This window comes from Marinomonas sp. GJ51-14 (assembly GCF_055808695.1).
Genome location: NZ_CM147879.1, coordinates 1,992,749 through 2,008,990, shown reverse-complemented (window position 1 = coordinate 2,008,990; position 16,242 = coordinate 1,992,749). Strand labels below are relative to the sequence as shown.

The following is a 16,242-nucleotide window of genomic DNA, read 5'->3' as shown; positions in this document are numbered from 1 at the left end:
AAAAGATTCTATTTAGCGGGCTATGCCAAATGTCGTCCTCCATCAAGTGACAAGGTTCGGCCTGTCATATAACGGCTCTCTAAAATGTATTTTACCGCTAACACTGACTCTTGGTCTCCTGGTTCTATACGCAGCAAAGACTTATTGAGTGCTTTTTTTCTATATTCCGTGTCGTCACCCTCGTTAAACATCAAAAGAGAAGGTGCGATGGAGTTCACTTTAACCTTTGGAGCAAACCGTTTGGCAAATGAAACTGTTAAATTAGCCAAACCAGCCTTACTTGAAGCATACGCAATGTGCTTATCACTTCCCTTTTCGGCCACATAATCTGTCATATGAATAATGTCAGCCGTACCATGTTGCTCAAAGCCTGCACATAATAATCCTTCAAAGGCGAGATTTATACGGTAAGGCGCAAATACATGAACTTGCCACATTTTTTCCATCAATGCTGCCGTATCTGAACTCACTTCTTCAGATTCCCACTCGGAGGCATTGTGAATAACACCTCTTAATGATTGATATTCGTTTTGAATGAGAGCAATAAAATCATCCACACCAGCCTGATTCGAAAAATCCGCTTGGATACAGCGAATACCTTGTTCTTCCAAGGCTTTAAAATGCTTCCTTTTCTTACGATAGGTAATAATCACTTGGTAGTTTTGTGTGGCCAAAGCTTGTGCGCAAGCCAAGCCCAGACGTTGTCCACCACCCGTAATAATAATTGGCATTCTGGTTGTCATTCGTACATCCTTACTCAACTTTCAAATTGCTTGATAGAAAGCATCATACAGGCACAAATTTCATTAATGAACTAATCTAAAAAATGTTACAAAAGAGAACAAAGTTAATCCAATATTCATTCTATATCGTATAAATTGAACTTATATTTGAAAATCTAATCTAAAAATTAGCATGTATAATTTTTATTGATTTGCCCACCTTAAATTTAAAATAGACGAAGTGAAGAAGGGAGTTGAAATGAGCTTACAAACAGAAAAAACAGACCTCGCCTTATCGGCAAAAGACATTCCTCAAGAAGCATTTGATTGGTACGATGAATACGCCCATGGCGACATAGACCGACGCACCTTCTTGTCTCGTCTTGGAACGCTTAGTATCACAGGCTTAACACTTTCTGTCGTCGCTGGCGCACTTACACCAAACTACGTACTAGCGGAACAAGTCTCTTTTAACGATCCTGATATTACAGCAAGCTATGTAGAGTTTGACTCACCAAATGGTCATGGCAAAGCGCGTGGTTACTTGGTTATTCCTAAAGGTGTGGGTGCAAACAATAAGGCCGCGACAGTTCTTGTTGTTCACGAAAACCGTGGTCTTAATCCATACATTGAAGATGTTGCCCGTCGTTTAGCAAAAGCGGGCTTTATTGCTCTTGCTCCTGATGCTCTGTTTCCTTTAGGTGGCTACCCTGGAAATGATGACGAAGGTCGTGCTATGCAAAAAACATTAGACGGCAGTAAAATCACTGGCGACTTCATGGATGCAGCAACGCTATTAAAAAATCATGACTTTAGTACAGGCAAAGTCGGCATGGTTGGTTTCTGTTTTGGTGGTTACTTAACCAATGCATTAGTTGCCAACATGCCAGACACGATTAACGCAGGCGCGCCTTATTACGGCACACCAGCAAGATCAAACATTGATAAGATCAAAGCACCATTGCAAATCCATTTTGCTGAATTAGACAAACGTGTGAATGCAACTTGGCCTGATTATGAAAAAGCCTTGAAAGCCAACAACGTTGATTACACAGCCTATGTGTATCCAAAAGCTAATCATGGCTTTCATAATGATTCAACCGCCCGCTATCAAGAAGATAATGCAGAATTGGCTTGGAAAAGAACCATAAACTTCTTTAAGAAAACATTAAATACTTAGTATTTAATTGAACGAAAATAACATTCCTGTCTGGGCTTTTGCTCAAGCAGGAATGCTTTTAGGGTAAACTAAGCCGCTGTTCTTACCATAGGTAAAATCAATACCTTGCACATTCGGTGTTTGTTTCCATAACGTTTCACACAAATCCGCTACACTCGTATCATTACTAGATTGCAACCAAGCCACCACAGCACGAGCAACATTCGGATAAGATATCTGTACAACACGGCTTGTTTCCAGCCAGGTTAAAATCACATCAGCATTTAATACATCCGTTGTTGTTGCAATTCCTAATGTTTCTAATGCAATGGCATTCGAATGCTGTTCTATTTGACCTTTTAGTGGTTTTGCTAAAATACGGCGACCTAATTGAAGCGCTTCTGAATTCAACTCAAACCCTGCATTGCACAATACAGATTCACACTCCGCCAAATTTTGTTGGAATTGCTGGCGACTGAAAGCAAACACTTCTACGTTGCCGTACACACCAGGCTCAATGTCCTTACAATGCAAGCGAAAATGGTAATTGGGAACACCTTCAAGCCATTCCAGCACGGCTTCACTACTCTCAAATGGTAGATATACTAGAACCTGCTCTGAATGAGGTGCATTACTCAAACCTTGAGCATGAATAAGTGGCGGTAATATTGAGTGTCCAAAATGATGCCAATGTGCGCCTAATTGAGTAGCGGCGGGAGCAAAATTCGACATCACCCATTGCGCAATGATGTTTTTCTTATAACGAGGAATATCATACTTAAAAGCGTATTGATGGCCAAAACCAATACAAGGAACACCTTGATACTTGGCAGCCCAAGCGACAATTGGCTCAAAATCCGTAATCACCAAATCGTAACCTTTAGCATCTAATGACCGAATGTCTCGATACAATTTAAAGAAATTGGCATTTCGACAAGTCGCACACAAGTCTAATGCGCCATTACGGGCAACAAAGCTCAGACCTTGAAAAGTACGATAGTCGCCAAAGACGTCCATATCAAAATAGTCTTCTGGTGCTCGCCCAGAAAAGACAAAATCAACATCCATACCTGCTATTTTCATTTCTGCAGCCATGGCTCTTGCTCGCGTAATATGACCGTTACCAGTGCCTTGAACGCCATAAAGTATTTTCATATGAACACTCCAATCATAAATGCCGCACAGGCGGTACCAAGCAAGGCACCAATGACAGTATCTGTTGGAAAATGAACTCCAAGAAAGATACGAGACAAACCGACATTGGCTGCCCAAAAATATAGCATCATGTTGAAACTTGGAAACCACTCACTCAAACAAAATGCGATGAAAAACGCACCCGATGTATGGCCTGACGGAAACGAGAACTGATCCGATGGAATGATAAAGCTACTAAAATCATCTAAGGCATCTGCAGGACGATTACGTTTAAAACCACGTTTTAAAACAAAATACACACAGCGTTCAAGTAAAAAACCAAATGCCAATACCAACACTAAAGTCTCATAACCAGTAAACCAAAATATAAAAGCCAACGCTGCATATAACGGACCGTCGGCAGTGAATGAGATAGCTCGCCCGATGCGAGTTAATGTCACCCTGTGTTTACGGGCCATAAACCAATAAAAAGTCTGGACATCAAAGGTATGGATGTTCTGAAGTATACTCATTTTAGCACCTCAATAATTTGTCTTACTCTCAACATAGACGAGTAAAATGTCATCTAGGTGACAGATATATGACAACTTGGTGACATGCTTTATTGATAAAAAAATACACTCTAAGTACTTTTAAATCACAGACAAAAAAATGCCTCGTCATAGCGAGGCATTTTTTAATACATTTAAAATTTCTATATAAAGAGTCGAAGTATAAGAATTACTTCATACCATTCATTTTATTGAATAAAGCAATCATTGCTTCAGGTTTTACTTTTTTGTTGCTGCTATTCAAGGCATAGACCACTGTTTCGCCTTTAGGACCAGAACCAATATCCGTGTAACGTAATGGAACTTCACCGACAACACGAGCACTGTTCATTTCTTCTAAAGATCCAAACACATAAATTCGGCCTTCAATACGCATTTCACCGTAAAAAATATCAGCGCCTTTTAATGTACCATCATACATATCAACAGAAGCAATTCCCGAAGTTTTTTTCTTGTCTTCATTTGTTAGACCAAAAACAATTGTTTCGCCTTTTGGACCTTCTCCAATTCTCACTTTACGGTATGAGGTTTCACCAACACTTAAAAAATCTTCGTAAACGCCACGGTCATCAAAGATATAAATACGACCTTCATGATGGACTTCATACAAGTCGTTATTGTTCATCGCAGCCATTTCTGTCGCTGGTTCAACAATATCTTTTTTTACAGCATCAGTGCCGCAAGCTGTTAATAACGTCAATGCAAATACGCTTGTTACAATTGAGATTAATTTCATCATCGTGCTCCTAGGTAAGATAGTTAACTACCATAAGAGGTGAAAATGACACAACCGTGACATTTAAATGACAAAACCATGACGAAGGTATTTTCTAATTCATCGATATAATTCCGCAATTACAAATAAAGCTACAACCAGTTAGTTAACATAATACCAAATCCAAGCGACTGAGTTTGGTGATTATAATCCAATAAAGATTGCCCATAACCGTTAAAATATTGAACATAACCTCGCGTCTTTCCCCACAAAGGAAAATTAAACCCAACTTGAACAGCTCCCCTATTATCTGAGGCTTTTAGATTATTTCTCAGCATAATATCAATGCTGTAATCATCAATAATATGAATTAAATTAAACTCTCCATAACCAAAATAATCTTCGATATTTGGATTATCGTCGTTTTCTGAACTTTCAGGAATTCGATACCAAGGTTTGAAGGAAAAGGCGGTATCCCCTTTCTCAAACACAAAATCCATATAAACACGGTTCCATGAACGAGATAAATCACCAGACTGCCCATTTGACTGATGATTAAAGCCATAGGACACATAATTAGGTTTAATACCTAACAAGCCATGTTTTGGTTTGGTAATCAAAAAGACTTCTGGTTCATGATTTGTGTCTCGAAACGGCGCTGAAATATCACTGTTATAAGCTTGCCAATAAGCCTGTTGCGTATAAGCAAACCAAAGACTTGTATCGCGCCCCACCACTTCATAAGCCACTGGAAATTTAATACTCAGTTGAAATTTGAACTCAATACTTTGCAAACTATCTGAATCATCACTACCTAAAAATGCACGATCATTAGGGTTTGATGTATAGGCAAATGGTAAAAAATAATTGGGTTTATGAGGTGTTAATACAAAGGGATTATTTACTGTATCCAGCTCTCTATTTTCTCTTTGCTTAAGAAAACCATTTGCCTCTTTGGCTCGCTTAGCAATAGAGTCTGGAATCGCAGGTTCTACTGGTGTAAAAAAAGCCTCATCTTCAACAATGGATTCGCCACTTACTGAATCTTCATTTGTTTCTTCAGTAACATAAATAACAGCGTTTTTCTCTGACTCATTCAATTCAGCTTGAGCCCAAAGTAAGCTAGGGAGTAGCATTACAGAGCACATAATGACTTTCATTATTTGAAACCTTTTTAAGCGCAACGAGTCACTTTATATTATTGAGATAAAATAACTTTTTTAGCGTAGGTGTCACGATCCATATCGCACATTTCAACAGAAAAGCTAACATTTTTTAATGAAAATTTTGTTAATGCGTCTAAAATTAATTGAGACAACTTTTTCTTTTCTTCTTGTGTTCGCCCAGACAACAGTCTAATCATCACATGGACAAAAGCATCTTCTTGTCCACATGTTATAAAGCTTTTATAAGGAGTACTACGCAACTTAATGTCTTCTGGTGTAAAAACATTTGACGCAATACAAGCCTCTTTGATCGCTTCAAGCATATCGACTGGCGGTACTTCTTGTTCTAAATTCTGACTGTATTCGAGAATACAATGTGGCATTTCAGACTCCTTTGTTAGTTTTACTGAATACAGTTTTTTATCTGATTTGATTATATGATTAATAACCCTGAACTGGATCTACTGTGGTGGGCATTTCGTCAGTTAATCGATAGTGATTTATGTTCTTTGCTACTATTTCGCAAGCACTCATAGGATGTGTCGGTGCAGAAATGTGCGGTAAAACCGTAACTCTATCATTAATCCAGTACGGATGATTTTCTGGCAATGGTTCCTGCATAAACACATCTAAAACGGCATGGGATATAAGCCGTTGATCAAGCATTTCCAATAACGCATTATCATCAATAATAGGACCACGGGCAAAATTAATCAGGCTTGCCCCAGTAGGTAAAAGAGACAAGGTTTGATGGTTTAATAATCCTTGAGTGTAGGTCGTTAAAGGCAAAAGACAGATAAGTATATCACTTTGTACCAGTAACGAAGCCAACCCCTCATCACCATGAAAACAATCAATCCCCTCGATGTTTTTTTCGCTTCGGCTCCAGCCTGCCACAGAAAAACCATTAGCAACCAAACGTTCTGCACTTAACTTTCCCAGCGCCCCTAAACCTAACACTCCAATACGACGTTCTTGGGCTCGGACCATAGGTTGCTGTATCCAAGTTCGCTCTGACTGTTGCTTGGCATAAATGGGCATATCTCGATGTAAGTAAAGAGTCCATGCTAATACAGCTTCAGACATGGTTTGTGCTAAATCTGGATCAATTAATCGCACAATAGAAAAAGAAGGCAAAGATAGCTCATTCATCATGCCTTCTACGCCAGCCCATAAACTATGAACCCACTTTAGATTAGGCAGAGTCAATAAATCCCGAGGGTCAGGATTCGCAACAATAGCAATATCACAATTCTCCTTTTGCTCTTTAGTTAAATCAGCCAGAGGCAAAATACTTTCATCTGGCATAGAAGAAGATAAGAGACGAATCCAAGTTTCTTGCTCCGGGGTTTCAATACGACCAATAAAAGGAATCATTTTGCATATACCTGAGCGATGTCTTTAAAACCTTTTAGCTCTATTGCATTACCACTCGGATCTTTAAAAAACATAGTCCACTGCTCCCCCGGCAAACCTTCAAATCGTACACTTGGTGCAAGATCAAACATAATATTTGCATCCATTAATCGTTTAGCTACCTTTTGCCATTCAAGCAAAGGTAAGATCAATCCAAAATGCGGCATTGGCACAAAATGATCTCCAACTTTACCAGTATTTGTCGTTGGAGATGGCTCTCCTAAATGCAAAGAGAGTTGATGACCATAGAAATCAAAGTCTATCCAAGTTTCAGCACTTCGGCCCTCAGTACAACCTAAGACTGTTGTATAAAACTCACGTGTCTTATCCAGCGAAGTAACATGAAAAGCATAATGGAATAAGGCTGACATAATAGGCTCCTAACAACAAAGTGAAGTTAGAAAAATACAGCACTTGATCCAAAAGTAAATATGAACATCCCAGTAAAGAGAAGATACTTAAGTTAATAATAAAAATAGCGGCAAGCCGCTATTTAGAAATCAGTGACAGACTGAAGCCGTTTAGCTACTGTAAACGATCCTCTGTCACAGTGGTTTTCTCTTGAATTCCAACCATATTAATGTACTCAGGTTGTACGTCCGGTATTGGGTTACTTTCTGCAAAAACTTGAGAACGACTTTGATTTTCAATAATACGAACATGTGAACGATTCAGTTCTCTTGGCTCTTTTACGCCGCAGGAGTGAGCTATCATGCCAATACCATGTAACAATTCAGCCGCATAATTGGCCACACGCTCAGCTTTCTCTACTGCCACCAAGCCCCGTTGTAAATCTGTGTTGTGCGTTGTAATACCTGTTGGACAAGTATTTTTATTACACTGTAGAGCTTGAATACAACCAAGAGAGAATAAAAACCCTCGCGCACTAACAACAAAATCAGCACCAGCGCTTAACGCCCAAGCCGCTTTACCAGGAACGATTAATTTACCTGAAGCAATCACTTTAATATAACGGCGTAAACCATAAGAAGTTATCGTGTTAACGACCAAGGGCAGGCTTTCACGCAAATGCATACCAACATAGTCCATTAGTGGCTGAGGCGCTGCACCAGTCCCACCATCAGAGCTATCAATGGTAATAAAATCAGGGCAATACTCAATCCCCTTCTGATGAATTAACTCACACATAATGTTGAAGAAGTTTAGATCACCAACCACCATCTTAAATCCAACAGGTTTAGATGTAACCTGACGAACACGATGAATCATATCCAATAAATCCTCAATGGATTTTATATCCGTATGACCATTCGGACTGTTAGAGTCTTGACCAGCAGGAATGCCGCGAGTATGTGCTATTTCTTCTGTCACCTTAGCTCCAGGCAACATACCGCCTTTACCCGGTTTTGCTCCCTGACTCATTTTAATTTCAAACATCCGAACATTTTCATGGGCGGCAATACCCGCTAATTTATCATCATCTAAATGACCTTCATTATTACGAACCCCATATTTAGCGGTACCAATTTGAAAGACAAGATCACAACCGCCTTCTAGATGATAAGGTGACAAACCACCTTCTCCGGTATTTAACCAAATACCGGCCTTACTCGCGCCTTTAGATAAAGCCTGTACAGCAGGTTTAGACAAGGCTCCAAAACTCATACCGGAAATATTCACAACAGAATTAGTGCGATAAGGTTTTTTCGCTGTATATTCACCGATACATACTTCTTTCGGCTGTGCAGCATCTTCATCCAAAGTTGGGAATGCGCAATTTAGAAAGAAAATGTCGCCAGGAGTTTCAAGGGAACGAGTTGATCCAAATGCAATAGTACTATCGACTTTTTTCGCAGCACGATATGCCCAAGAACGTTCAGCCCGATCAAACGGACGCTCTTCTCGATCCATCGCAAAAAAATACTGTCGAAAAAACTCCCCCATATGTTCAAACATATAGCGAAATCGGCCAACAACAGGATAGTTACGTCTAATGGTCTGACTGGTCTGATGAGTATCAACCCAATACATTATGCCTACGGCAATGAGAGCAACAAACAACAGAAAAGCGAATAACAATGCACCCCATTGAATTACCGATGTTGCCAATGAAGACAAAAAATCCATAACTAGCCCTTATTATCAAATAAAATTCATTAAGCCATATTACACTATAGTAAAGATTTCAGAGTGGACGAATCGTGAACAAATAAGGTAATAAACTCTTTTGCTGGTACTGGGTGACCAAAATAATACCCTTGATAATAAAAGCAATCTGTTTCTCGTAATTGATTATAATGATCAAGAGTTTCCACCCCTTCTGCAATCACACTCATATCTAATGCTTTTGCCATGGCAATAACGGCATGAACAATAGCTTCATCACTTTTATCAGTTAATAAATCACGCACAAAAGATTGATCTATTTTCAATCTATCAACTGGCAATAATTTTAAATATTTAAGCGAAGAATAGCCGGTACCAAAATCATCAATGGAAAGGTGAACGCCTAAATTTTTTATAGCATTCATTTTTTCCAAACAGGATGACAAGTCACTCAACAACATATTTTCGGTAAGTTCAAGATCTACACAACAAGTAGGTACGTTATGTTTCTCCAATTGATTTTTTAACATGGGTAAAAAGTTTGCTTGTTGAAATTGAATAGGGCTGACGTTAATAGACATACGCCATGACAAATCCCACTGACCATTTTTCAACCAAATAGCAACTTGTGACAGTGCTTCATTTAAAACCCACTGACCAATATCGACAATAAGTCCTATTTCTTCTGCAATAGGAATAAACTCGGCAGGTGAAATAAAACCCTTGTCTTTGTCTTTCCAGCGAATCAAGGCTTCAGCACCAATCACACCGTCTTTATGATGAATTTGTGGTTGATAATACAACTCAAATAATTTCAATTCTGTCGCTTGGTGAAGCGCTTTTTCCATTTCTAAACGGCGATCAGACATAACCTGCATATCCGCTCTATATAAAGCAAAGGTATTACGCCCCGATTCTTTTGCTCTATATAAAGAAGTATCTGCTTGTTTTAAAATAGTTTCAGCAGAACCACAGCTATTATCAAACATAGATGCGCCCAAGCTCGCGGTAATATGAACTTCATGACGCCCAGCTTTTTTTACCTGTTGGCAAGCATACAAAACACTTTTAGAAAACTCACAAACTATTTTTTCAACTTGTTCTTTATCATCACCCAAATTTTTTAATAGAAAAGCAAACTCATCTCCACCCATACGGGCAAAAATAACATTATCTTCTTTAAGATAAGCAAGTTGACCAGCGACACAACAGAGAAGCTGATCACCTACATTATGCCCAAGGGAGTCATTAATAATTTTAAAGCGATCTAGATCCATAAAAACAACAGCAGAATAATTCTTAGCTTGCTGCTTATTTGTCCAAATCTCATTAATTTTATCTGTTAAATATTGGCGATTAGGCAAACCAGTAATTGCATCATAATAGGCTAAATGATGTATATGAGCTTCTGCTGTTTTTCGCTCCGAAATGTCTCGAATAAGTAATAAGGTTTCTTGCTTACCTTGGATTTCATATTTTGCTAGACGGATTTCAACAGGGAATTCAACCTCTTGCCTTTGATATGTGGTTTCAATTGTTAAAGGCGAATTAAGCGGTAGAGTATCTAGCACCTCGGAAAAAAAAGCCCAAGATGATGATGCATGTAACTCTTCTAAAGTACATTGTTTAATCTCTGGCCCTTTCATTTTCAACATTTTTTCGATAGCCGCGTTGGCTAACATGATTTTACGGTTTTCATCGAGCAACAAGATGCCATCAGCGGCATGCTCAATCATCGCACGAGTATGGCTATCGCTCCGCTCAAGATCACTCAAGGCTGTATTTAGCTTATGTAACAATTGAGAAAAAGTAGAATGCAAATGACCTAATTCATCTGATCTATGATGACGATAAAAAGACTTCGATAGTAATAATGTTTTTTTGCGATCAAGTGTTGATAAGGATTCCGTTAAACGCATTAAGGGTTGGGTTACCAAAAAGTAAAACACTAGTGAGATTAACGATGCTAACAAAACGTCTTTAAATAGGTTGTAGAACAGGGTCGACAAATGTGTAGTGAATATATTTTCGAGGAGAAAACGTTTTTCAGGGATAACGAATAAAGATCCAGCATGAAAAACTGGGGTTTCCATGTGTAATTGACGTTCATAGTTTTGTAAGTCTGATAAAAAATAATCAGCTAACGACTGAGAAACAGAAAAATCATGCTCATCATCAGTGGCCTCAAAAAATAGCTTTCCTGCTTCATCTCGAATTTCCACCTTCGCAATGGAAGGGCTCAATAACAAACTTTCTGTCTGTTGTTGTACAAAAGCCTGATCTAATCGGAAAAGCGCTTCAGCCAATGGCTTTTCAACAACTGCCAATAGCTCATCAAAATCCCCATCTATTTGCTTTTTTTGAGACCGAATACCTTCAGTTACTTGTACAGCACTACTTATCAAGCTTAAGACAATAGCGAGCACCAGGGTTAAAATAGCCTGTTTAATAAATAATGACTTTGAAAATATAACGCCCATTATTGTTTCCTTAACCCCTTATATTTCCCACTACACAGCACTTACAGCATCCATTTCAACGAAGTTTGTTCTATAAAATTTAGCGAAAAACCTCATATCCTTTAAAAAGAAAATATACTCAATTGGATTCATAGTAACAGTGATATGGGCTCAATATATGTTTCATTAAGTAAAGCTCGCAGTTTTTTTGCGTCAGATTGTTAACCTTTTTAAGGCTAACATTGGAGAAAAGTAAAGTAGGCAAAGTATAAGTTGATTTAATACTTCAATATATTTCATTTTATCTACCTAGTGATCTAGGTCATAAATAAGCAGTTTTTTTGCACAAAAAAAGCCAGCATGAATCCCATGCTGACTTATCGCGAGACGCTTTTAAATACTCGTAGAGACTTAACCTATCACAGCTCCGTCTTCACGAGAAATCGCCACCACACTAGAACGAGGAACTGATTGACCACCATCAGGCCAATGAGAATTTCCCTTTTCGCCCGGATGCTGAACACTAATGAACATGGTTGTACGCTCAGTATTCCAAGCAGCACCGGTAATTTCACATTCTTTTGGCCCAACTAGGAAACGACGAATTTCGCCGGTTTCAGGATCACCAACCAACATTTGATTGTTACCTTGCCCTTGGAAGCCTTTCGCATTTGAATAGTTACCATCGGTCTGAATCCACAATAGTCCTTTGGTGTCGAATTTAAGACCATCCGGTGAATTAAACATATTGTCTTGGTTTATATTTTTAGAGCCCGCATTTGCGTCATCATACACAGCAGGGTTCCCAGCTAGTACAAACAAACTCCACTTGAATTCACCACTGGTATGATCTTCGTTCATTGGCTCCCAGCGAACGATTTGCCCAAAGTTATTTTTTACACGTGGATTTGGCCCACTTGGAGGTGTCGCGTCACCACCAGCATTCGGCTTAACACCACGATTTTTGTTATTGGTCAAAGCACAGAAAACTTCTACTTTGTTTGGATTCGCAGCCACCCATTCAGGACGATCCATTGTCGTCGCACCAACTTTAGACGCTGCCATACGAGTATGAATCGAAATTTCAGCTTCTGTCATACCAGTTGTTTTAGGTGTTAATGCCAGCCATTCGCCACGATTATCATCATGGAATTTTGCAACGTACAGGGTACCCTCTTCAAGAAGGTCACGGTTGTTTCCACCCGCTAAATACTTATGTTTAGACACAAAGCGATACAAGAATTCGCCACGTTCATCATCTCCAAGATACACAACGACATGACCATTAGAAGCAATCGTTAATTCAGCGTTTTCATGCTTAAAACGACCTAATGCAGTACGTTTTTTAGGGCGAGATGTTGGATCCAGCGGATCAATTTCAACAATATAACCAAAACGATTAGGTTCATTTGGATGCTTAACAACATCAAAGCGATCATCAGCTAAAGCCCAGTTATAACTGCTTTTTACACCTAGACCATAACGTTTATGACCTTCACTAAATTGATGATTTTCATCACTTGCTGAAAAATAGCCGTTGAAATTTTCTTCACACGTTAGATAAGTGCCCCAAGGGGTTTGTCCATTGCCACAGTTATTCCATGTCCCCTTAGCAACAACACCTTTAGGATCCTCCTCAGTACGTAGCCATTTATGACCGCGAGCAGGACCTGTAATGTCCATTTCTGTGTCCGCAGTAATACGACGGTTATAAATAGAATCCTGAACAATCCCCCAATTACCGCCACGATTCGCAACTTCAACGATAGAGACACCATGGGCAGCCTTACTCTTACGAATGTCATCAGCTGTTGCTGGTTTGCCATCTTTACGATTTGCAAACAAGGTTGTCATATTCGTGTATTCATTGTTGACCGCCATAACTTGAGTACCACCTTTCGAAAAGAAAGCCATACCATCATTATGATCACCAAAAGCCAACTCCTGAGAAGCACCAGTACCACCTGTTGTTGAATCTAGAGCAGGAGCATTACTAAATAAAGGATCGCCCCAAGATACTAACACTTCCCACTTGTAGCCTTCTGGAACAGTAATAGTATCGAGCGCATTGGCTTTCACCATTTTAAAAGCAAGACGAGATTCTTCGGAACCTGCAGCAAATGCCTTTCCAGCTGCCAACGTAGTTGACCCCATCACAAAAGCGCCGGCACCAACAGCTGCACCACCACCTAAAAAACCACGGCGTGAAACCATTTTATTCGACACATCTTCGAACTCTACGACTTCTGGCGCTGGTCGTACCAATTCATCTAACTCATCAAAGCTTAGATCATGTTTTTGCACTGTTTTCATAATACTGCCCTATATCATTTAATAGACGGTCGTCGCTGAGCAAAGCTGCTCCATCACGCTTTAACCTAATAAAAACGAATTGCTTTTAAACTGACGGTTCAAAAACACCTCTTGAAAAAAGAAGTTGTTTTTAAATCTATCGTGAACAAGTGACATAAAAATGACAGTTAGATGGCATTATGGTTATATGGAATACGTACATTAGTAAAAAATAATAAAGCGGATTAATAAAAAAGGCTCAATAACTAAAAAACCCTCCGCACCATAAAAATAATAATGCCTTTGAGGATAATGCAATGATCAGAACTCTACGTAAATTCCCAATCAACTTGCGCTTAATTAGTTTGGTTTTCTTCTTCTCTTTAGGACTCCTATTTGTCGTATATTCGAGCCTGACAGCCAACAAACAATCCCTAATGAACGAAAAATACGCACAAACTAAACACGTTATCGAAACCGCATATGGGGTTTTAGATCATTTTTATGTACTTCAACAGTCTGGCGAATTAAGTAAAGAAAAGGCTCAACAGTATGCTATGGAAACCATCAAGGATATTCGTTACTCAGAAACAGAGTATTTTTGGATAAATGACTACTCAGCAACCATGATAATGCATGGAACCAACTCTTCATTAGATGGTAAAAATCTACTAAACCTAGAGGACCCAAATGGTAAAAAATTGTTTTCTGAGTTTGTAAGAGTAGTAAAAACACAAAATGCAGGTTTTGTAGATTATTTATGGCCCAAGCCTGGCAGTGAAAAACCAATCGAAAAAATCTCCTATGTACAAGGCTTTGAGCCTTGGGGATGGATTATTGGCTCCGGAATTTATTTAGATGATGTTGATGCTCAATTTCAAAAAGCAGCCGTGAAATTGGGAGTCATCAGTAGCGCTATTATCTTAATTGCCCTGCTAATTTCTTTTCTAATTATGCGTTCCATCTTACTTCCTATTAGTCAAATAAGACTTGCGATGGAAAATATTTCACATGGTGATGGAGACTTGACCGCACGCTTACCAGAAGCAGGCAATGACCAATTAACCAAAATTGCATCCTACTATAATTCTTTCATTGGTCGACTTTCAGAAACCTTAACCAAAGCCGTTGTGCTTAATCAGGAAGTCGAAAACAAAAGCCAAGAATTGAAGTTGGTCTCATCGCGAACAAAAGCTATTACACAAGAACGTGAAGGCATGTTTGCTCAGATGACAGACACTATAAAAGAAGTCGATCGTTTTAAAGATGAGGTTATTGAAACAACACAATCTACTATTACATCTGCGCAAACAACGGCAAGCAAAACCCAAACAGGTCAAGATTCGATCAAACAAACAGTTGAGTCATTGGATAAATTGTCTCACGAATTGGAATTGGGCCTTCAAACCGTTGTTCAGCTAGCAGAACAATCACAGACCATTGGCTCAGTATTAGATGTGATCAGCGCGATTTCTGAACAAACTAATTTATTGGCACTTAACGCTGCGATTGAAGCTGCTCGCGCTGGTGAGCAAGGTCGAGGCTTTGCCGTCGTTGCTGATGAAGTACGTGGCTTAGCTAGTCGCACACAAGCATCAACAGATGAAATTCAAACCATGATTAATAAATTACAAAGTGGTGCGAAAGAGGCGGAATCACGTATTACCGAAAGTCATCAACAGTCGAAAAGAACCACTGAAGAGATGTCACATACTGCTCAATATCTACAAGAAATATCAAACTCAGTTAATGACATAAATACGGCAAGCAACACAGTAATACAAAGTGTTTCAATGCAAAGTGATGCGGTACAAAGATTGAATGACTTAAACTCAAAAGTTGCTGAACTTTCCGCTCAAGCCAGCTTACAAGTTCAACAAAACAACCTTACCAGCGAAACTTTAGCAGAAACGTCAAAAGAAACTCGTAAAGTAATGTCGGCGTTCAAACTTTAGAAAACATATTGAATCAATAACATTGATCTAATAAACAAAAATAGCCTACTCGTTTTCTAGTAGGCTATTTTTTTGCTTTATCTAATCACTTTAATCATTAACGCTTACTTTTCACGCCTTGAGCTGCTTTAAAACGAGGGTTTGATTTACAGATAACAAACACACGCCCTTTCCTTTTTACGACTTTACAGTCTTTATGACGATGCTTAGCACTTTTCAAAGAACTGAGAATTTTCATGTCTACTTGCTCTTGCGGTAGCGACGTTTAAATTGGGCAATACGGCCTTCATTACCATGTGACCTCTGCTCACCAGTATAAAAAGGGTGAGAAGAGCTCGACACATCAATCGCCATATAAGGGTACTCTGTCCCGTCACGCACAATGGTTTGTTGCGTTTCTACTGTAGAGCCGATAAAGAAATAGGTATCAATTTGAGTGTCATGGAAAGCAACTGTTCTGTAGTTTGGATGAATATTTTTGCGCATAGGATACTCCTTATAAAATGTTATGATATAACATTTTATAATTAAAGCACAATACAGCTGATTATCACTTTTACACAATCGTACTGGATCTCAAAATCA

Annotated in this window: 15 protein-coding genes; 2 read left to right on the top strand and 13 right to left on the bottom strand. The window is 39.0% G+C overall.

Going from position 1 to position 16,242, the window contains the following annotated elements; translation table 11 throughout:
* Nucleotides 1-20 precede the first annotated feature (20 nt).
* Nucleotides 21-743, bottom strand: a complete 723-nt coding sequence (gene folM / locus AC0L3Y_RS09680) for a dihydromonapterin reductase (protein WP_473461495.1) — start codon at nucleotides 741-743, stop codon at nucleotides 21-23.
* Nucleotides 744-981: 238 nt separating this feature from the next.
* Here folM and AC0L3Y_RS09675 point away from each other — a divergent pair, with 238 nt between their 5' ends.
* Nucleotides 982-1,902 carry a dienelactone hydrolase family protein gene (locus AC0L3Y_RS09675; protein WP_473461488.1) on the top strand — a complete coding sequence of 307 codons (921 nt, stop codon included), beginning with the start codon at nucleotides 982-984 and terminating at the stop codon, nucleotides 1,900-1,902.
* Nucleotides 1,903-1,944: 42 nt separating this feature from the next.
* On the opposite strand, the gene AC0L3Y_RS09670 is transcribed toward AC0L3Y_RS09675, so the two are convergent.
* The 10 genes from AC0L3Y_RS09670 to AC0L3Y_RS09625 form a co-directional block, all read right to left on the bottom strand.
* Complete coding sequence (locus tag AC0L3Y_RS09670) at nucleotides 1,945-3,036, bottom strand: MJ1255/VC2487 family glycosyltransferase (protein WP_473461482.1); 1,092 nt, start codon at nucleotides 3,034-3,036, stop codon at nucleotides 1,945-1,947.
* Nucleotides 3,033-3,548 carry a phosphatase PAP2 family protein gene (locus AC0L3Y_RS09665; RefSeq protein WP_473461477.1) on the bottom strand — a complete coding sequence of 172 codons (516 nt, stop codon included), beginning with the start codon at nucleotides 3,546-3,548 and terminating at the stop codon, nucleotides 3,033-3,035. The genes AC0L3Y_RS09670 and AC0L3Y_RS09665 overlap by 4 nt, the downstream gene beginning before the upstream one ends.
* 208 nt (nucleotides 3,549-3,756) lie before the next feature.
* Complete coding sequence (locus AC0L3Y_RS09660; RefSeq protein WP_473461472.1) at nucleotides 3,757-4,326, bottom strand: hypothetical protein; 570 nt, start codon at nucleotides 4,324-4,326, stop codon at nucleotides 3,757-3,759.
* Between the two features lie 128 nt (nucleotides 4,327-4,454).
* Entirely contained in the window at nucleotides 4,455-5,462 is a 1,008-nt protein-coding gene (locus tag AC0L3Y_RS09655) for a phospholipase A (RefSeq protein ID WP_473461467.1), read from the bottom strand.
* 38 nt (nucleotides 5,463-5,500) lie between these two features.
* Nucleotides 5,501-5,851, bottom strand: coding sequence for a 5-carboxymethyl-2-hydroxymuconate Delta-isomerase (locus tag AC0L3Y_RS09650; protein ID WP_473461464.1), 351 nt, complete (start codon nucleotides 5,849-5,851; stop codon nucleotides 5,501-5,503).
* 58 nt (nucleotides 5,852-5,909) lie between these two features.
* A complete protein-coding gene (locus AC0L3Y_RS09645; RefSeq protein ID WP_473461459.1) occupies nucleotides 5,910-6,845 on the bottom strand; it encodes a 2-hydroxyacid dehydrogenase in 936 nt (311 codons plus the stop codon).
* Nucleotides 6,842-7,255 carry a VOC family protein gene (locus AC0L3Y_RS09640; protein WP_473461454.1) on the bottom strand — a complete coding sequence of 138 codons (414 nt, stop codon included), beginning with the start codon at nucleotides 7,253-7,255 and terminating at the stop codon, nucleotides 6,842-6,844. Before AC0L3Y_RS09640 ends, AC0L3Y_RS09645 begins: the two co-directional genes overlap by 4 nt.
* Before the next feature lie 154 nt (nucleotides 7,256-7,409).
* The gene (locus AC0L3Y_RS09635; RefSeq protein ID WP_473461448.1) at nucleotides 7,410-8,972 is read right to left on the bottom strand and encodes an FMN-binding glutamate synthase family protein; all 1,563 of its coding nucleotides are present in this window, start codon (nucleotides 8,970-8,972) and stop codon (nucleotides 7,410-7,412) included.
* A 44-nt stretch (nucleotides 8,973-9,016) separates the two neighbouring features.
* Nucleotides 9,017-11,431, bottom strand: coding sequence for a putative bifunctional diguanylate cyclase/phosphodiesterase (locus tag AC0L3Y_RS09630; protein ID WP_473461443.1), 2,415 nt, complete (start codon nucleotides 11,429-11,431; stop codon nucleotides 9,017-9,019).
* 390 nt (nucleotides 11,432-11,821) lie between these two features.
* Nucleotides 11,822-13,723, bottom strand: coding sequence for a PhoX family protein (locus tag AC0L3Y_RS09625; protein ID WP_473461437.1), 1,902 nt, complete (start codon nucleotides 13,721-13,723; stop codon nucleotides 11,822-11,824).
* A gap of 296 nt (nucleotides 13,724-14,019) precedes the next feature.
* Between AC0L3Y_RS09625 and AC0L3Y_RS09620 the strand changes: the two genes are divergently transcribed.
* Entirely contained in the window at nucleotides 14,020-15,657 is a 1,638-nt protein-coding gene (locus tag AC0L3Y_RS09620) for a methyl-accepting chemotaxis protein (protein ID WP_473461433.1), read from the top strand.
* 97 nt (nucleotides 15,658-15,754) lie between these two features.
* Here the strand turns inward: AC0L3Y_RS09620 and ykgO are convergent, their stop codons facing one another.
* Together ykgO and AC0L3Y_RS09610 are read right to left on the bottom strand one after the other, a co-directional pair.
* On the bottom strand, nucleotides 15,755-15,895 hold the full coding sequence (gene ykgO / locus AC0L3Y_RS09615; RefSeq protein ID WP_473461428.1) for a type B 50S ribosomal protein L36: 141 nt from the start codon (nucleotides 15,893-15,895) through the stop codon (nucleotides 15,755-15,757).
* Between the two features lie 2 nt (nucleotides 15,896-15,897).
* Complete coding sequence (locus AC0L3Y_RS09610; protein WP_473461423.1) at nucleotides 15,898-16,143, bottom strand: type B 50S ribosomal protein L31; 246 nt, start codon at nucleotides 16,141-16,143, stop codon at nucleotides 15,898-15,900.
* Nucleotides 16,144-16,242 lie beyond the last annotated feature (99 nt).